Annotated in this window: 12 protein-coding genes and 2 pseudogenes; 2 read left to right on the forward strand and 12 right to left on the reverse strand. The window is 46.0% G+C overall.

Annotated features, from left to right (window positions below):
- Window positions 1–97: 97 nt before the first annotated feature.
- Complete coding sequence (locus tag BM283_RS09095) at window positions 98–2,173, reverse strand: aminotransferase class III-fold pyridoxal phosphate-dependent enzyme (protein ID WP_090692256.1); 2,076 nt, start codon at window positions 2,171–2,173, stop codon at window positions 98–100.
- 3 nt (window positions 2,174–2,176) lie between these two features.
- Complete coding sequence (locus tag BM283_RS09100) at window positions 2,177–4,132, reverse strand: aldo/keto reductase (RefSeq protein ID WP_090692259.1); 1,956 nt, start codon at window positions 4,130–4,132, stop codon at window positions 2,177–2,179.
- Window positions 4,133–4,466: 334 nt separating this feature from the next.
- On the opposite strand from BM283_RS09100, the gene BM283_RS19415 reads away from it, so the two are divergent.
- Window positions 4,467–4,652 carry a transposase gene (locus BM283_RS19415; protein WP_217646486.1) on the forward strand — a complete coding sequence of 62 codons (186 nt, stop codon included), beginning with the start codon at window positions 4,467–4,469 and terminating at the stop codon, window positions 4,650–4,652.
- A gap of 149 nt (window positions 4,653–4,801) precedes the next feature.
- On the forward strand, window positions 4,802–4,993 hold the full coding sequence (locus tag BM283_RS19420; protein WP_368086421.1) for a transposase: 192 nt from the start codon (window positions 4,802–4,804) through the stop codon (window positions 4,991–4,993).
- Window positions 4,994–5,073: 80 nt separating this feature from the next.
- On the opposite strand, the gene BM283_RS09110 is transcribed toward BM283_RS19420, so the two are convergent.
- The 10 genes and pseudogenes from BM283_RS09110 to BM283_RS18785 form a co-directional block, all read right to left on the reverse strand.
- Window positions 5,074–6,213, reverse strand: a complete 1,140-nt coding sequence (locus BM283_RS09110; RefSeq protein ID WP_090692261.1) for an alpha-L-fucosidase — start codon at window positions 6,211–6,213, stop codon at window positions 5,074–5,076.
- A gap of 542 nt (window positions 6,214–6,755) precedes the next feature.
- Window positions 6,756–7,502, reverse strand: a pseudogene (locus BM283_RS09115) (IS5 family transposase).
- 381 nt (window positions 7,503–7,883) lie between these two features.
- A pseudogene (locus BM283_RS09120) lies at window positions 7,884–8,946 on the reverse strand (IS5 family transposase).
- Between the two features lie 537 nt (window positions 8,947–9,483).
- Window positions 9,484–10,365 carry a sulfotransferase domain-containing protein gene (locus tag BM283_RS09125; RefSeq protein WP_175492079.1) on the reverse strand — a complete coding sequence of 294 codons (882 nt, stop codon included), beginning with the start codon at window positions 10,363–10,365 and terminating at the stop codon, window positions 9,484–9,486.
- Between the two features lie 330 nt (window positions 10,366–10,695).
- Entirely contained in the window at window positions 10,696–11,064 is a 369-nt protein-coding gene (locus tag BM283_RS20550) for a GDP-mannose 4,6-dehydratase (protein WP_368086422.1), read from the reverse strand.
- Between the two features lie 331 nt (window positions 11,065–11,395).
- Window positions 11,396–12,553, reverse strand: a complete 1,158-nt coding sequence (locus tag BM283_RS09135; RefSeq protein WP_090692268.1) for a glycosyltransferase family 4 protein — start codon at window positions 12,551–12,553, stop codon at window positions 11,396–11,398.
- On the reverse strand, window positions 12,534–14,303 hold the full coding sequence (locus BM283_RS09140; protein WP_090692270.1) for a glycosyltransferase: 1,770 nt from the start codon (window positions 14,301–14,303) through the stop codon (window positions 12,534–12,536). The genes BM283_RS09135 and BM283_RS09140 overlap by 20 nt, the downstream gene beginning before the upstream one ends.
- A 430-nt stretch (window positions 14,304–14,733) precedes the next feature.
- Window positions 14,734–16,101: an FkbM family methyltransferase gene (locus tag BM283_RS09145; protein ID WP_090692272.1), complete on the reverse strand. Its 1,368-nt coding sequence runs from the start codon at window positions 16,099–16,101 to the stop codon at window positions 14,734–14,736.
- A gap of 20 nt (window positions 16,102–16,121) precedes the next feature.
- Window positions 16,122–18,986: a glycosyltransferase family 4 protein gene (locus BM283_RS09150; RefSeq protein ID WP_175492080.1), complete on the reverse strand. Its 2,865-nt coding sequence runs from the start codon at window positions 18,984–18,986 to the stop codon at window positions 16,122–16,124.
- Between the two features lie 27 nt (window positions 18,987–19,013).
- Window positions 19,014–19,166 (reverse strand): hypothetical protein, encoded by a 153-nt coding sequence (locus tag BM283_RS18785; protein ID WP_175492081.1) that lies wholly within the window; start codon window positions 19,164–19,166, stop codon window positions 19,014–19,016.
- Window position 19,167: the final 1 nt, after the last annotated feature.

Consider the following 19,167-nt stretch of genomic DNA (forward strand, 5'->3'; position numbering starts at 1 on the left):
GTGTGACCGGAAACATCACGTAGATGCATACCCGCGGGACTGGCTCTTCACGCGCATGGCCTTCGCCCCTTGTAGAAGACTGTCGCCACATCACCACTTATCTCACCAGGGGTATTTCTATAGCACGATGCAGTTCGGCCAATCCACCTTCGTTGCACTGCTTCACCTTCCGCAAAGCACTACTAATGACCGACAATGTTTCTTCGAGCTCAGCCTCAGTGTGGGCGTAACTGGGAAGCATAATTCCGGAATACGTAATCAGCCCACCGCGTAGAAGCTCCTGTAGGTATAACGTACGAATCAATCTGTGACGCTTCGGATCGGTCTCATTGAAGTGGAGCACAGTGCGAAACGGCGGCCCCGCAATAGAGGCATCCAGCCCTGCTTCGGCACAAAGTCGAGAGATGCCCTCCTGCAAGCGCCGTCCGTACGCCCAAACATGGTCAATTACCGGTTCAGTGCGGTACAGCGTCAACGCAGCCTGGGCCGCCGCCATAGAGTACACCTCGCCCTTGAAGGTTGGGCCGTAGAATGTGCGATCCATATGGCGCATTACACTATGCCGGCCCAACAGGACCGAGATGGGATATCCGTTTCCCACGGCCTTGCCAAAGCATGCCATATCTGGTACCACGCCAGTAGCCTTTTGCACACTACCCTTAGGGTACCGGAAGCCGGTGATAATCTCATCGAAGATTAGCACCGCACCAGCCTCGCGCGTGGCTGAGGCGGCTGTCTGAAGGAATTCCAGGTCGATGTCCTCCCCCACCATCCGATGACCACCCGAGGCTCCGGACGGCTCCATTATGACGCCTGCCAAGTCCCGGCGATGCGCCACGATCAGCCGGGTCAGAGACGTCGTATCGTTGAAATCCACCCGCAGTACCAGGCTTGGTTGGCGCTCGGGAACACCTGTTCCGCCAAATCCCAGCGACTCCGAATACCAATCCTGCCAACCGTGGTATCCGCAAAATAAGATGATCTTGCGCCCAGTTGCCTGACGCGCCAGGCGGACGGCCAGCGTGCACACGTCCGAGCCATTCTTGCCGAAAGCCACCACTTCGGCGCAGGGAATCTCCGCGGTCTGACACAACATGTCCGTCAATTCCAGTTCAAGCCGGTGTGGCAGGGGCAGCGTCGGTCCGCATCCCATCGAGCGGCGCACTGCTGCTTCGACAACGTCGTTGCCATGCCCCAGAAGGGCGCAGCCCCAGCCCATCGTGTAATCGATGAAGCGCCGCCCGTCGAGATCCCAGACATGGCAGCCCTTGGCCCGCTCAAGCACTTGGGGCAGCGCCGTGCCATCGGCCAATCTGGAGACCCCCAGTGACGGGTGATAGAATGCCCAGTTGCTGCGCAAGGCGGTATCGTAGAGCGCGGCTCCAGCTGGGACGCTGGCTGAGCTGACCGTGAGTGGGGTTTCCATGGAAGACACGTTTTTCGCCTTGAAGTATGTAATGCCTTCGTGCACTAGATTGACCTCCAGCACATATTGCCCAGGTACCACAGGCGCGGACACAACCATGTGCAGGTCGCAGATCTGGAGCGGCCCCACCGGAGCGGGCAAGCTCTCACCGGCCACGATGTGACCATTGATCCACGCAACCACCCGAACACGACGGCCAGATGCCGCGGAGATATCCCAGTGCAAGGAGCCGCTATTGCGCAGCCGCACCCAAATGCCGAAGCGCGCTTTTGGGCACACCGTCGCGGGTGAGCTGAATTCCAAGAAATCAACACCATAGGTCGGCGGGTTGGCAGTGACATTGCTGGTCAGCTGCAACAGCGCCGATCGTGCATCGGAAAAATACGTAACATTCTGCTTGACCATGTCCACAGTCAGCACCACGGGATCAGAGGTTGAAGGCCAGAGAAACACCATCTGAACTCGCGCCGCTTCCTGCGGATCGACCGGATGTGGCAACGGGAACTGGTGTGTGACTTGCTCCACACGTAGGACTAGATTGACAGCCTGGCCATCCGGAGGATGCGGTTCCCAACGCTGCGTGCCCTCGTTGCGTACATCCACCCATGCACGGCACCACTGGCCGGGTATGAAGTGTGAGGGTAGCGAATGGTCGACATAGCGAACCGCATGTGCTCTGGCAGGTTCGGGTGCGGGCGGGCTATCGATGCACGCAATCGACAACGGCTCCAACTCGATGTATTCCAAGATTTAACCCTCCTTAGTCGGTAGATTGGCAACGGCCTTACTGGTCAGCTGCAACGGCGCCGATCGTGCATTGGAAAAATACGTGACGTTCTGCTTGACCATGTCCACGGTCAGCACCACGGGGTCAGAGGTTGAAGGCCAGAGAAACACCATCTGAACTCGCGCCGTTTCCTGCGGAGCGACCGGATGTGGCAACGGGAACTGGTGTGTAACTTGCTCCACACGCAGGACTAGATTAACAGCCTGGCCATCCGGAGGATGCGGTTCCCAACGCTGCGTGCCCTCGTTGCGTACATCCACCCACGCACGGCACCGCTGGCCGGGTATGAAGTGTGAGGGTAGCGAATGGTCGCCATAACGGACCGCGTGCGCTCTGGCGAGTTCGGGTGTGGGCTGGTGGTCATCGATGCGTGCTACTGACAATTGCTCTAGCTCGATGTCTTCCATGGTTTTGCCCTCCTTATCCAGCAGCGCGAGCGACAGCCGCGCCAGCGCTGCGCCATCCTCTCGAGATTGTTCTAGCGGAAAATACGCGATGCCTCCTGATGGTACCTCGGCCCGCAAGCGTAAGCGGCCGACCACCTTATCATCGTCGGCACGGTGCATGAGCAGGTGCACAGACGGCCGGTCTTCAGCTAGATGCCATCCGTGGGTGCCGATATTCTGGATCACGATCACAGCGTTCGGGCTACTGCAGGTTCCGGATATCCAGCGTCCCGCATACTTCGAGGGCTGAGTATCTGACGCAACCATGGGGCCAGGCACTACGCCGGTTCTGAACATTTGCATCATTTGACCGTGGCGTTGCACAAGCTGGCCCGGTATGTCGATACCCTGCGGGCAGCGGCAGCTATGGTTATCGCATGCCGAACAGACGGCACCTTCGGTAACCGGGTGAATATCGAAGTACTGCCTTTGCTGGGGTGTTTCGAATGATACGGCGCCAGTGCGCTCGATGTCGCTGGCACGAAACAGCCATGATATGGGAAGCTGTCGGCTGCACAACGGCTCACATTGGCCGCAACGTGAGCAAACCGAGTTCTGCAGCTGATCCACTACCGCCGACACGACAGACTCGAGGCCCACGCTGCCCCCCAACACGCCGTGTCCGGCCGACGCGTTCTCAAGCGCCTCCTCGACACTGGCTGTGCCGGGCATCACGCAGGCAACAGTGGGTGCCCTGCGCAGAATATAGCGCAGCAATTCGCTCACCGCCGGGAGCGATGCATGGGTCGGGGTAGCCTGCGCATTCCCCGTCTGCAGTGGTATCCGAGCGGGAAAAGCACGACTGCGGCACAGCAGCCCGCCCGCGAGTACTTCCATCAGCATGACACCCACGTCCCGGGCATGGGCCAGTTCGAACAGAGCCAAGTTGGCGTCGACAGCTTCTCGGCCCCGGTCATCGGGAGGAGTGAACGAGAGCATGTGGTAGCCCAGCGGGTTGTACGCGAACATCACCGCGTCGAAAACATCGCTCTTGATCAGTCCGTGGATGTAATCGGGCGAGCCGTGGGATGTGCAGAAGGTATGTAGTAGCACTCCTTCTCGCTTCTTACGCTGCAGAAAGGCGACCAGTCCCTGGCTGCCCCAGACGTCTTCATGGAGTATTTCACGATCCTCGACGCTTGCGATACCGAAGAAGTCGAGCTGCACTTTACCATTGCTGCCCTTGTGTCCGAACTTCGATATCGTGTCCTCGAACAGCTGCTCGAAGTAGGAAGTACTGCCCCATCCGTTAGAGCATACATAAACATGCCGTCCGCTTACCCGTATCGCTTCGGCGATCAGCTCGGGAGCATCACCGTAGTCGGGTGCGGTATGGACGATGTTGACGCCCATGTTGAACCCAGTTACCAGCGTTTCGATAGCCTGATGGACAGGCACCATGCGTAACTGGCAAGTGCCAAAACCAACCTCCGACACCTTCAGATTGGTACGTCCCAGACGCCGATACCGCATCTAGACACTCCTCTTGTGTGAAATCGACGATCGTTGGGCTAAGTGTAGGATAAATAAATACTCATTTTTCATAAAATGAAAATACAAGAAAACAGATGGAGTGTCAAACTTAAGTCTCTTCCAATGAGGAATGAGTCTGAAGTGATGAAGCGTAGCGTTATTTGAGACCCCATCTGCCAGTATCAGCCGTAGGAAAGCCACGAGGGTTGAGTATGCGTCAAGTGGTAACAGATTGCCAGTGGCGACAATTGCCTCGTGAATTCCCGGTCTGAGCTCGGTTTATTACTATTTCTACCGCTGGTCCTATAACGGGACATGGAAACGTCTTCATAATTTGTTGCGCTCTCGCTTGCGAGAAAAATGTGGTCGACATAAACAACCGACGGCAGGCTGCCTGGACAGCCAAAGCGTCAAATGTAGTGCAGTTCCTGGGCAACGTGGTTTTGATGCAGGCAAGAAGATCAATGGTCGTAAACGCCACATTCTGGTAGACACACTGGGATTGCTGTCGGCGGTGTAGTGATTGCTGCCAGTGTGCAGGACCGTGACGGTGCCCGCCTGCTGTTGCGACATCTGCCCAGAGGGTGTAAAAATTAAGGAAGATTTGGTTGGATAGTAGCTATGGCGGTCGTTTAGTAGACTACAGGGTCGCAACGGTTTAAATTCTGTCTGAAAGTGGTGTTGCGCCCCAGGGAAACCAGGAAATTTGTGCTATTGCCTCGTCGCTGGGTAGTCGAGCGCACTTTTGGCTGGCTGAACCATTCACGCAGGCTTAGTAAAAGCTATGAGCGCCTCACCCGAACACATGAAGCCTGGGTTTACATCGCCATGACCCGCATTATGTTGAGGCGCTTGACATAAAACAGGAGTTTCCAAACAGTTTCTTAGGTATAAAAGTTAATTAATGCAGTATTACATTGAACAAAGCCCAGTGCATTACTTTAATTCTTACAATTAGTTGGAACGGGTGAGGTAACAGGATATAAATATTTTCTTATTGCCTTAATTTGCTCAATCTGTGCTGGGTCAATATAACCCACATATGGAGTAGGTACACTGGGCCCAGCACTTCCCTCTCTATTAAACCCCAGAGTCCCTACATCAAATGTCAGCGCACCTCCTTTTGAGGTAACTTGCGCTATATACTCACCTAATTCTTGGTTGGAAAAACGAACTCCACCTGATGACCAAAATCCACCAAGATATGTCCAAGAATGCCATTGTGCTCCATCAAGCCAACGATTATTAGGGATCGAGCGGAGGTTTTTGCTTTCACCAGCAATAAAATCAGAATTAAGCGTATAACGATTACTCACTTGTCCTGGATTAAAGGCAACAAGAGCATTCGGATTCCCCACACGCAAAGCATTAGCAATCATAGTAAACCAGCGCTCACGATTTAGTGATTTTTTATACTGTGGCACCCCAGCTCCATCTACCCACCAAGCGGCAACTTTATTACCATAGCGCAGTGAATATTCCCTGTAAACAGCGGCAATATTATTAATTAAAGCATCATTAGGCGGCCATCCACCCATGGTATCCTTTACCATTGAATTAGCTGTCATAAAAATATTGACGTAAAGTATCAATTTGATGTTTTTCTTACCTAGGGCTTTATATAGCTCGAGCGGGATATCTCTACTAGGTGTGTAGTCACTATTACCCACGATAGTATCAAATGTCTCATTAGGAGCCATCATCATCCAATTTTGGTGCTGTAATGTAAAAATAAACCAAGACGCCCCTGATTCTTCAACTTGATTCGCCACTTTCTGTACTTGAAAGGTATTGGCGACTTCCTCCACACTCTCCTTCTTCAAAGGAAAATAGTGCGTAGAAAGTCCTATTTTTCCGCGATACATCCAATCTGTCTTGCACAATACTGAATGGTTGACACTCGTTTGTACGTTGGCCTGCTCTGCCCAAGACAAGTCGGCAGCAGTAAATAACCCGAAATAAAAGATAAGTATGACAGCTAATCCGCGCCAAGATCGCACACTCTTTTCACATATTGCATAGCGTTTAGATCCGAGTTCTTCTCCCTCTGTCATAATAGAGATATTTGATTTTTCTATCATAAATACACATCTCAAGAGATTTTGATCAAAAAAATGTATGTTTTCTTTTCATATAGCCCACCAACAATACAGAGCGAAATCAATCTTTGAAAGATTCTCAGTTTTTCAATTTTTAACCTCAACTTCTCAAAAATGAATAAACTCGCCACAAGCATCGGGTTATCAGAAGATGGCTAGTTGCTTATCTTTGCATAACTGTTGATGCTCTTTTCTCTGTTTTGACATAGTTTCTCATTATACTTTCATTTTTATGGTAGCCAACTGTGCTGGCAAAAGATATCTGGCTAGAATTCATCACCCCACAGCAGTTTCCTCACATGAGGACACAAGCGAAATATCTCTCGTGCATGACATTACTATCAACCTTATTAGATTTATTACACTATAATCCGCGTGGTTATAATTGCGGATTTAAAGTGGATGAACATATTAAATTATCAGTTTTTTCGTTTTTATTTTCCGCTTCCGTGGCTGGGCGAAGTATATAATTAGAGCTTACTCAGAAAATATAATGAATTTTTTTACTAAGGTCTGTTGACATTTTACATAGGTAGCCACAGATATCCATACGCTATGGCTACCATACTCTCGTAATTTCGCTTCAGTTTGTCGTATCGTGTTGCTATTGCTCGATACTGCTTTAGCCGGGCAAAAGCATGCTCCACCAAATGCCGGTATCTATACAAATCCCAATCCATATCTGCATTACCCTTCAACGAGTTGCGCTTGCTCGGTATCACAGCTCGAGATCCCTTCTTCATTATCTGTTCCCGTAACCATTCGCTGTCATAGCCCTTGTCCGCAACTATTGCTTTTGCGTCAGGCAACCTGGCAATCAAATCAGGTGCGGCAGAACAGTCATTGACTTCTCCGCCGGTGATTTCAAACTCAACTGGTAAGCCATAACCATCGACCCCTAAATGGATCCTGGTGGTATTGCCTGCACGGCTTTTCCCGATAGCGTGCGATTCTTGACTCGCTGCTCCCGCACTATGTTGATGCGCTTTAACATAACTGCCATCCATAAATCTCCATTCCCAATCCGGATCAAGCCAATGCTTTGAAAACATTGAGCCATTTCCTGCTCAATGACCCTGCATTGAATCTTTTATAGATAGAATTCCAGCAGCCGAGCACCCTGGGCAGATCGCGCCATGGACAGCCAACCCGCATCGATACAGTATGCCTTCTACCGTCATGCGCAGATTGTGCTTGTTATAAATCGCTTCTTGAAGCAGAATCTTCTCCAGCTTCGACCAGTACTCATCATTGAGCATCATTCGGGGCATCGCAAACTCGTTTTGTGGGTGGTGTAGGAGCCCTAATATTATGAGTTTGTTTTTATCTATGAAATACTTATCTTAAAACGTCAACAGACCCTAAGAATATCGTAAAAGTCACTTTTTAAGTGCAAGGTTTTTGAATAAATTATGCAGAAACTTTTACACTTGATTTGAGCTCAAGCTCACCTGAGTACGATCAATTTTTATTAAACTACCTACTGCTATGAATAATATTCTTTAGGGCGCCTCTAAAAATACGTAAAAGAAACCAAATCAATCTAATCCGGAGAGCGATTTCACTCTATTTGGAAGATTTTCTGTCTGATGATTAGATTTCCCCTCAATTCAAGGTGATTTTAGGCAGTTATCCTCTTGTTTTTGTCCCCTTTAGGCCATTTCGGACGCAATAACCCTATCGAAGCTGAAATATCCTTTGCGAATAAACGTCGCTACACGCTTGATGTTATAAACGAGATTGAGTAAGCCTATTTGTACTTTTGCTCTTCCATGACCAATGGTACGAATGGTGATACCGCCCAGTTCATTCGTCATCGAACCAAATACATGCTCGACTCGCGCATGCACCCGTGATTTCTCCTTGTTGCTGGATGTTTGTGCATCCGTGAGTCGGCGATTGCGAGCACCCTTTTCGTGAATCTGACTCGTGTGTCCTGAGGCGAGCAGACTTTCTTCCTGTGCATTGCTGCGATATGCTGAGTCCGCGTAAACCTCTGCTCCTCCCACTTCAGGGGATTGGAGTACTTCTTCCAAAACCTGACTGTCATGAATTTGTGCTGAGGTAACTTCCCATGCGGTTATCAGCTGGTATCCTGATCCACATTGACGTGATCTTTGTAACCATAAAATGATTCGTTGTTCTTCTTAGTCCAGTGCGCATCAATGTCTTTTTGTGCCCGTTTGTGGGGGTTCTTCCCCCATTCAATCGGAACAGCGCCTTCTTTGATTATCTCGTTTTCTTCACGCGTATTGCGTTGTTTAGGCACAGTCACAAAGCTCGCATCAATGATCTGACCTGATTTCAGCTCTACACCCAGCCCCCGTAAACATTCATCAAATCTTGCCAATAGACGCGCCATCAGATGGTTCTCTTCCAGCTCTTCCCGAAACGCCCACATGGTTTTTGCGTCAGGCACCACTCCTGTCAAATCAAGCCCCAAAAACCGCATGAAACTCAATCGATCCCGGACTTGGTACTCCACAGCCGATCATCTGACAGATTATTCATTCTTTGCAATACCAGCATCTTAAATAGCATCACTCGATCAAAGGGTTTGCGCCCCGCTGCATTTTTCCGGGGCTTCGTCGTTGTCTCTGCAAGAAGATCAGCGAATAGATTCCAGTCGATTACGCGATTCAGTTCTTCAAGCGGATCTTTTAGCTTACTTAGCTGAGCATATCGATTGTCAAGATCAAAGAAACCGAGTTGCATGGTGAGTTCTCATATCGGAAAGAATAATTTTTATATTATAGTTTTAAAACAATGTATTATCCTAACTCAACCAAAAAACAACTTTCTTCCCCTCTTCCCCTGATCTGCCTCATTTGGTAAATTGAATTTTTAGAGGTGCCCTTTAGAAAGCAGTAGATTATATAGATAATAAATTTTATATAAAATTACAAGAAATACTTTTTGAGTAGACGCTATTTAAGAGCAGACTGCACCAGAAAATGAAAATAATACTTGAACCTTTCGATCTCCAAAAATTTCATCTAGTAGCGCCGCTCAAGCTCTAAAAACACATTCCGCAACACTCCGTCTGCATCACCAAAACGGCACGACGATATTTCACTAGAGACCAAAAATAATAGTGAAATATCATTTCATTACAACTTTTATGTATATATTCTTTCACATCAATACTCTAGCCGCAAAGGATGGTAAATAAATCAAGGAGGTATAATAATTATTTATATAACACTAAAAAACATTCCGGTTCAATATCGTTTCATGTAACTAGAGTATTTCTTAGGTATTATCGGCAAGATATCCATATCCAAACTGACGAAGTATATTTTCGTTCTTAATTAAAAATCTTGTTATTGCAGCAGGTGAAAAGAACTCTCGATAATAATAAGCTCCCATCTTATTGAAAAAAATCGCATTATTAGAGGCTTGATCAGTTAAATTTGATTTTCTTTCTTTAGTGGTTTTATTTACAGAATCTAATGCGCGAGATAAATCAACAGAATTAAAGGTAAAGTATGGAAGTGTTTTCATAAATTCTTCGCTACCTGCTAAGCAATCTTCATACCGAATTGAGATTCCCTTACCTTCATTGGCCGCATTAATCCATGAAAGAGTGTTCTCAAACCAAGATCCACTCATATTATTAAGAGTTTCAATATTCAATTGACTATCTGAGAAAGCATCTAATGCATGATCTAAATTCGCAGTTGGTATGTCCTCCAGTTTAATATTTCGCCAAGTATCACATTCAATGTAATGATTATAACCAAGCATATGGTAAAAAATAATATCCTTATAATTTTTTTCGTTAAATCGATAAGAATACTCAAGACGAGTGAAATTTAAATAAGAAAGCAAGACATCAAAAGGATTACGGTAAATATGAATAAATCCAACCATATTAAAACCATTGTCATGATGAGGGGGAGCTACACCAATTAGAGCATGTGTCTTCAAGACGGAGCATGGCTTAATGGTAACATTTGGATTTACGCACTCACAAATCGGAAAATTTTTTCCTTCCTTACTTAACATATAGTAATCAAGAGTACTCTCTGGAAATCCATAGTTTATCCCAGCATTTTGGATTACTGAACAAACCCAGGTATTTCCCGATTTTGGATAAGAAGCGATCCAAATCACATCTCTTAATTCATTCACTATTCTATCTCCGCTTAATTAAACAATACGATATTAAATTTTAAGTATCTCAAACATATTTAACTTACCATATCTAGCTTACCTCGTCAGAGGCTTAATTAGCAATATTAGACATATTCATCTTCTTAATGACATCACCATATAACATTTAACACACCAGCAGAATAGGTAAGTTGCTCTACTAATAATGTTAGTTGTTCGGCAAAGTACCAGTGAAATATCGACATGTTTTTGTCACATATGTGCACCAGCTTCGAATATGAACGCAACAAGATCGACCAGTGTATTAGACTCACCGCGTGCAATGACTAAGTTATCCGGGGTATTCTGTTACAGATATACCACATCGCCTTGGCATATTCTGACGCACAGTACCGTCGCGCTTGGTATCAAGTCTGCCAAGTACAAAACATTCTTTACCTTCTGCCGCAATTCGCTCTGCAATTTGAATATTTTTTGTGTTATGAAACGCTTGGGTCTTAAAGTTAATTTATGGTCGAATAATATTGCAGTGCTTGCATACAAATTGTATGACGCCGGATAATTGGTTAACAACTTTTGGGCTGAGGTCTTAGCTACTGCATGTGGATTATATGGCTTGAATAGTTTTTTTTCATCAGAAGGTGTATTACTGATATTACCAAAACACTTGTTTGAACCAATGTTATAGAGCCCGACCGTTTTTTTCATTACTTTAATGACCTCGAGTAGAAGAACTCATGTCATAGTGCTTTTTAAAGTGTCGGCTGATTGCTCAAAAGACAGACCAACTAACTTTGTCCGGCTAGATAGGAAATTTCCGCAGGATCACTTTGTTCTACCGCAGTCAGCACATTGGAAGCCGTTAGGTACTATGAACATGCCTATCACTTGTTCAGCTAAACCTAGTGCCTGCAGATTGTACAAGGATGATTACCGCGCATCCCGAGAGGTGCCCTAAACCTGATAGCCCCTGCCAAGTATAAGCTGAATCAGATAACTGCTCTCCTGTCCACGATTGCTATAAATTAATGCTCCCATACTGATGCCTTCATTGTGAGTAGTCGACGTTAGCCTGTATTTGACGCAATCTTTTCCATTCAACAAAAAAATTATCGTAAACACCAGCACGAGACTCTTTGACTAAAACTTCAGCTATAGCTGTTAACTTGTTCGCTATGACCTCCCAATGAAATTTTTGGGCATGAGCTAGCCCTTTCTGACGCAAAGTGTCTCGTATATTTGTATTCTGGATCTGTATCAATGCTGAACGCATCTCTTCAATCGATGTACCACTGATGAGTAATGCAGCATCACCTGCAGCCTCTGCAAGAGAGCCATGTGAGGTGGTGATTACAGGGCAACCCGAAGCCATTGCCTCAACCACAGGCATACCAAAGCCTTCATAAAGAGAAGGGTAGACTAATGCTAATGCGCCCCCGTAAGCTAGCGCAAGTTCTTCATCAGTCAGTACGACACGCTGACAACGTACGCCCGCCGGTAACTTGTTTAGAATTTCCTGTTCGACCTCACGCTCACCGCCAACACAAAACACGTCAAATTGAACCTCGCTCATACCAGCCAAAGCTTCGAAGAATAAACCACTGTTCTTATAGCCAGTGTGCTGTACGCGCGAACCTACGAACAGAAAATAAGGTCGGTTAAGTCCATATTGGATCCTGAATGCATCAATCGTAACTCGGTCATGTTGATGGAATACAGTATGATCTACACCATTATATGCCGTGAACACCAGGTCAGGAGGAATTTCCGGGTAAAGAGCTAACAAGTCGTTACGAGTATTATCAGAAACACACAAATAACGTTGCGCATAGCAGATCGCAGTCATTTTTTCCATCCAATCTTTATGCGATAAATCAAAATTGAACAATTCAGGTATCATGTCATGCACCATTAATATCATCGGCGTGGATATCGGAGTGGTATAGTAGGTAGAGCTGAATACATCAATCTTGTAGTAATCGCAGATATCCTGTATCAATTGCGAGTCTGCAGGACAGTTGGTTGCTAAGTATGAGGGGAATGGAATGTACTCTATGCCTGAAATTGAAGGAGCTTTTCCTCTATCCAGGAAATATATCTGAAAGCGTTCATCTGCAACTAAAAGCTCTAAAACTGAACGCCACACGCGAGCGATACCGCTATTACTTAGCTGAAAAAAGACGCCATCAACAAGCAACTTGATCATAATTTGATTCCTTGGTCATTTTGTACTTTTGATGTCGCGCTAAATTGCGCAGCGCTTGCTGCGCCAATACATAGCGATCTTTAGAATTATTTACATCCACCCAGGTTGCTTCCTTTGAGTTCAGTCTTTGTAATAACTGCTCGTGTGAAATCACCATTTCAGACGGGATGAGTTTGCGGCAATAGCTCTTGTTTATTTCCATACTTTCCACAACCCCTCGACTATCTGGTCGCGTAGATAGTCCTTTTGGATTTTGATAATAAATCACGTGTGGATCATTGATTTTATAAAACTTCTTGCCTGAAGCAAGGCAACGCATCCAGAATTCATAGTCGCCGGCTGACTTATAATGCGTGTCGAAATATCCAAGCTCATCGTGCAGACGCTTTCGCCACATGGGTGCATTATGAGGTGAATTGTACCGCATCATGTTATGGGGTGTGATAACTGGCAGCGAAGTCTGGTAACCGAAGGCGCTGATCTCTTCAAATGAAAGACGGGGATCGAATGTATAGTACAAATCCTGATAAACAACATCAACGAAAGGCAGATTGTCCAGAACGCCGGCTTGTAGTTGCAACGAATCATGACGACGAAAATCATCCATATTAGTATTTGTAAGATATTCGCCACGAGCAGCTTTTGCCGCTACATTCCACGCGTCATAAATTCCTATCCGATAATTGCAACGGATATAATTAATATTTTTGTAATGCGCAAGATATTTTTTAATGACTTCATACTCATTCTCAGGTGATTCTGCATCTACGATCACGAGTTCTAAATAATCGTCGAAACCATCTTGACTAGTAATATTGTCCATAAACTGTTCAATAAAGTCACCCCCGCGATACATACTCGCCAGTGCTGATACTAATATACGGGGCTCGCCCTTGATATAAAAGCGATTTATATATCGTTTGTCTGCTTCTTTTGGAGGTGCATCGCGTAATTCCTCTGATCGATGCTGCCAGTCATTAACAGTGACATGTTTATCCGTTCCCATGATTAAACAGGATAAACCATCATGAGGTGCTGAATTGGCTCGCGCTAAAGAAGAATTGTATGAAATCTCGAACAAGTTTGCGAGCAGCCCTGCACGATCCATACTGCCATCTTCCAACTTGAGTATCCAAGGCTCGATTTCCCATGCTGCAGCACCGCGATTCAATACTAATTCGTAGGCCATCTGGATAAACTCACCATTGCTAATATCTGGCAGAATTGATCGGCGCTGGGAATGTTGTTGCGCTTCCTGGCTCGCACCCATCAGCAACATAAACTCATGAAATGGCAGGCCATTATTAAAATTATTTTTCCATATTTCAATCTCTTCAGATACGGGTGTACGGCCGACAGAAGTCCGATAAGTTTTGACGATCGCGTCCTCAAGCGTGAATTTTTTCTCGCTCTCCTGCTCTTCAGCTGGGGCCAGAGTCTTATTTATCGGCATAGCGCTAAGCTTGGCAGCCAATTTTTCACGCAGGTACAGTAAAGAGCGTACCAAGGGAGCTCGGGTAGCTGCCGATCTACAGTGGGAAAGTTCGCGTGAGCAGCGATTAATGTACAAGGCCAGCGACTTAAAAGCTATCGTAGGTTTGTCTGCTTTGATCAGTTGTAGGATATTGTCTCTTATATGATTGCTTTCGCTCTGTTTGAGTACCCAATCCACTAATTCGATAATTAGGCTAATCTCTTGCCTTGTTACCGTCGCACTCGCAAGCTCGATTAGTTTTTTTGTATATTCCATATCTTTTTCTTATCTCTCCGAAAACCGCATATTATCTTGCATATCGCTTTATGCTTCTTTTAATAACCACATTAATTCAAAATCTTGATCACTCAAGAATTTAGAAAGATCAAGTTATTAATATCCCAGGACAAACTTCAATTTACCCGTAGCCTGCTGTAAATCTCTTTCCACCCGATCAAAGCCTGAGGAATAACTCAATATGAAAACTTCTTGTCAATATAAAAAACATGTTTTACATCTACTGATCTCTGAGCAGGAAACTTGTTATCGATTCTACTGCTCCATTTGGTAGGGTATTAGCACCTCGCTTAATCACTACTCCAATACTTACGGCAATAGATAATAAATGTTTAATGTTTTTAACTTCTCTATCGATTCTGGGTACGTGCCATTATCCGTCTGGTGGAGAATAACTTTCTGATATTCTTCATTCTTCTATTTTTTCATACCAATCATCCCATTGCTGCTCAGTACATCGATAGCCTTGCTGCTCCAGCAGAGCACGAATATCGGCACGCCTTTGTGTAAAGTTATGCTCGATTGTTAGCAAACGGATATGCCATCGATCAAATGGAAAATTTTCAAGGATTTCAAATTCGCTGCCTTCCGTATCAATACTCAGATAATCAATTTCACGCGGGGCATTATGTTGCTCCAGAAAATCATTGAGTGAGGTGGCGGTGAAAGTGAGCATCCTGCCAACGTTACGATACGCTGCGCGTTTATCGGCGTGTTGATCATCATCGGCATATTCCTGGCTACCACCATAGGCATCAGCGAGAATAAATTCGACCTGTTTCCCTGTTATGCCTCCAATATATGCATCAGATATTGTGCATTGGCGGTTTTGTTTGAGTTTAAGAAAAAACTTGGGATTGGGTTCTACACAAATACCCTGCCAGCCGAATTCTTTTTCCAACAGCCAGCTATTGCTGAGCAGTACTCCATCAGTAGCACCAAATTCTACGAAGTAGCCGTTGCGCTTATATTTAGTTTTTTCCAACACCCAGAGATCCTGCCCAAGTTGTGAGACAGATTTTTTCTTGAGGGTATCAAGGCATAAGGAAGCGCCTTCGACGAATGCTGGTGTAATCTCAGCCGATGAAGTATGAATCATCTTTTGTTGCGCAAGTGATAACTCACTGTGAAGCAGTTCGAGTTCAGTTTCAAATATCTTCAGATGGGATGTTTCAAGGAAAGAAGCGCGCTTCATGGCACGTAATTCTTCATCCATCAGACGTGCAGCTTGGGGCAGTAGTCCGAGCTTCGCTGTCTCGCGGATGATCCGGGTTTGACCCAGCAACCGTACGTCAGACTGGGGCATTACGATGGCAATGGATGTCTCGAAATGCTGGATAGCGCGCTGCTCCTGCTTACCAGCGACAGCGGCACGGCCTAGCGTGTTATACACGCTGGCAATCAGGACCTGGCTAACTATTTTCTTGCTGCATCCCCATTCCTGCGCCAGACTGGTGAATTGACGAGCAGATTGAGTATCGCCTTGCTGCATATGACCCGCGGCGGCCAATAACGCAAGCTTAGCTCGGTCCGGATGATGTTGCAAAGTGTCATTATTGAGTTTAACGAGATTAGCCCAGTCGCCAAACTGCCATTGAGTACGTGCACGCTCTAGCAGGTTTTCATCATAAGGAATGACAGGACGAATGGTGGATTGCTCATCCATATGAATAGTTTCGGTGTCTTTCTGGGTATTTTCCACTGGCGTGGCGGAGCTATCGGTCTGGGTGGAACTACTGAGCCAACGAATAATAAATGTGCGAAGATTGAAAAGCATAGTATTAGGATATGCCAGGATTACAGTCCAGGCTCTCGGAGTAAAACATCCTTAAGCTGCTCCAGCTCGGCCTTATGTTGACTGATCATTTTGCTTTGTTCAGCTTGTGTCTGGGTCAAGGTGTCGATCTGCGTCCAGCGTTGATGGGTTAACCTATTTTGTTCTTCGCATGCCTTACTCAGCACCGTCATTTCCTGTTTCAGCACTTCGTATTGTGCCGTTAAGGTTAATTTTTCCTGAATCAGCGCTTCTTTAGCAGCCTTCAGCGCAATATATTTCTGAGTCAGGGTATCAATCTCCATTTTATGTTGATCTGCCAACACGCGTTGTTTGTTACGCCCTTTGTTGAGAATTGCCACCTCCTTTTTAAGCGCCCTATTCTTTGTCATCAATACTGATTTTTCTTGAACCAGTTCTTTTATATCCGTTTTTAGGGCGAGATTGATCTGAGTCAGGGTGTCAATCTGCGTCTTATGTTGATCCGCTAACATTCTTAGCTCATCATGGGCTTTAATAAGTGTTGTTACTTCTTGTTTGGACGCTTCATGCTGCGCCATCAGCTCTGATTTTTCCTGACTAGAGTTTGTAGTTGAGTGGACAAGTGCTAAGATTTCTTGGTCAAGCGTATCCAGCTGTGTAGCCTGCTCCGGTTTTTCCTCAATCAGACAAGCACTCTTGGCATAGAACTTTTCTAAATACTTATCGCTAACACCTGCAAGCCAGAATAGATGTTTGCCAAGCTCAGGGTGAATGCGGAGTTTTTTTATCGACGCCTCCACTATCGCTTCCTGCTTTCCGACAATCACTAAATTGGCATGGCTGCCTTCACTCCAAAGTAACTCAAAAGCCGCGGGCATTTGAGTTCGTCCTTTATGCGATTCAGTAGTACCAACTAACAGGAGCGAAAGCCATGTTTTCAATGCTTCGGCCATTTGATCCGCATCGATGGTCGTGCCTAAAGCAGGTGCAGAATCTTCGATACCTGATCCTTGATGGAGCCAGCTCAAAACAAAAGGTTGCTCGCGCTTCGAGCCGAAGACCTGTAACCATTCATATAATTGGTCAGCCACAGCACGTGAAATACATATTGCGCCATCAAAACAAAGGATAGTCTTGAGTCCCCATTGATGTATCGCCTCAGCATCGTCCAAAAAAATCTGTGGTAACAAAATAGGCGATAAATCATAGATTACAAAATAAATCTTGATACCCCGTTGATTCAAACTTAGCAAATAGTTTTTTTGCGCTGACACAACCACTGATTGCAAATCCAATCCCAGGAATATATCTCCCTCCCAGGAATTAACCGGCATATCTTCAGCCCAACTATCATTAATCTCCAGAAATTGGCTTGCAAATCGATGAGCATAACAGTAGCCATTAGTGTCTTTTGTTGCGTAAACAGGTTCAATCGTCCATCCTTCAGGAGGGTTACGCAGGAGTTCCCTAAGAAGCGCATGGAGAACGTGCTGAATACCGCTTTCCGCATCATGCTGAACGAGTTCACTGATATCCAGCAGTAATTGCTTACGATGAGGTCGAGGTGGAAAATTGTTCACTGATTGGGATGAATGACGCGACCATTCATCTAAAGATAAACCTGGATCGGTATCGGCATCAGCAATTGCATCAACTAATGCCGGTAGCTCTGCTGATGTCTTATTATAGCGGGTTGCCTTATTGTAAAAATCTTCAATAGCCTGAGTATACAGTTTGGCACAGTGCCGTGGCTGATGAAAATTGCAGATCACTTCTCTGGCATGTTTCCCTAAAGTATTGCGGCGACCAGAATCATGCCACAGCGTTGTTAGTGCCTCAATAAGTTGATCATCGGCAAACTTATCAGGCAACATCCACACGGCATTTACCGGCAGATCTGCCATCGAACCATGGGCATTGACGATGGTAGCCAACCCGTAATTCATACAATCTAACACTGTGCCCGAAGTTTCACCACGCGATAAATCACGTAATTGAACACCTATGTCGGCAGCAGCCAGCCAGGTTCGATAAAGCTCCCTCTCTGCCCAGCCGGTAATCTCAATACGATCCGCTGACAGACTACTGTGCCAGGTACGCACCAATTTATTGCCATACTCTCCGCCATAATTCTCACCGACGAAAACCAGGCGGCAGTGGAGATCACTTGCCAATGGTGAGGCCAGCCAGGCTGATAGTAATTTATGATTAAGCTTATGGGGCCCTAGAAATCCGAAACTACAGATGACCAAGTCATTTTCTGCTAGCCCAAGCTTTAGCCGTGCGGCATAACGAATAGCTTTCCGGTCAACATTTAATAAAGGTACACGCAGGTGTGGAACTTTTACCCAATTATCCTCAAATCCTTCACCATACCACTCTTTCGCCAGTCTCCGAGAGTATTCCGCATGGACGATCACTCCCAAGGCTTGTTCTAAAATTTCCAAATTGCAGGGATACGCCCAAACAACATCAGCTGGATCTTTTGCCAGGTAGCGCTCCTGAAGGGCTCGCCAACCATGCGCATAAGCAAGCGCTTTGGCCCAACTATGCGGCTTGAACCCGTGGACATCCAAATGCGCAACAACTCCCGAAAGAAAAAAGTCATGCAATACTACTACACCTGGAAATTCAGGAAGCAGGTCAAACATATGAATGTGAAACAGAGAATTGCCAAAGTGATACAACACTCGATCGAAGCGAGAAGCATGCTGCCGAAACCATGCAACATCACGTATTGGACAATGGGATCGAACCCAATCATCCGACACTTCTGATTGCATAACAATAACTTCTATCTCGTAGTGTTGAGCCAATTCCGGGAGCAGTTCTGCGCTGTAATCACTAATACCGCTCTGTTCTGGTGGTAGAGGAGAAATATAGGCTAAACGTGGGCGCTTTTGCATTGCCTCTAAATCTTGCATCACTGAAGATTAATTATGTTCAGAATGGCGCACTTCCTTGGCACCTTCTGCCTCAGGCGTAATCTTCCCTACGGCTGCGCCAATCATAACTATCGCCGCAGGCTTACCAAACCATTGTTTTAAGTAAGTATTAAAGGTGGATTTAGCGGTATTTTTTGACATA

It is taken from the genome of Nitrosomonas sp. Nm34 (genome assembly GCF_900113925.1).
Lineage (GTDB): Bacteria > Pseudomonadota > Gammaproteobacteria > Burkholderiales > Nitrosomonadaceae > Nitrosomonas.

Excerpts from the sequence above, each read along its gene's own strand:
- BM283_RS09135 (WP_090692268.1), bottom strand. The coding sequence starts at position 12,553 with ATGATCAAGTTGCTTGTTGATGGCGTCTTTTTTCAGCTAAGTAATAGC.
- BM283_RS18785 (WP_175492081.1), bottom strand. The coding sequence starts at position 19,166 with ATGTCAAAAAATACCGCTAAATCCACCTTTAATACTTACTTAAAACAA.
- BM283_RS09110 (WP_090692261.1), bottom strand. The coding sequence starts at position 6,213 with ATGATAGAAAAATCAAATATCTCTATTATGACAGAGGGAGAAGAACTC.
- BM283_RS09100 (WP_090692259.1), bottom strand. The coding sequence starts at position 4,132 with ATGCGGTATCGGCGTCTGGGACGTACCAATCTGAAGGTGTCGGAGGTT.
- BM283_RS09140 (WP_090692270.1), bottom strand. The coding sequence starts at position 14,303 with ATGGAATATACAAAAAAACTAATCGAGCTTGCGAGTGCGACGGTAACA.
- BM283_RS09145 (WP_090692272.1), bottom strand. The coding sequence starts at position 16,101 with ATGCTTTTCAATCTTCGCACATTTATTATTCGTTGGCTCAGTAGTTCC.
- BM283_RS09150 (WP_175492080.1), bottom strand. The coding sequence starts at position 18,986 with ATGCAAAAGCGCCCACGTTTAGCCTATATTTCTCCTCTACCACCAGAA.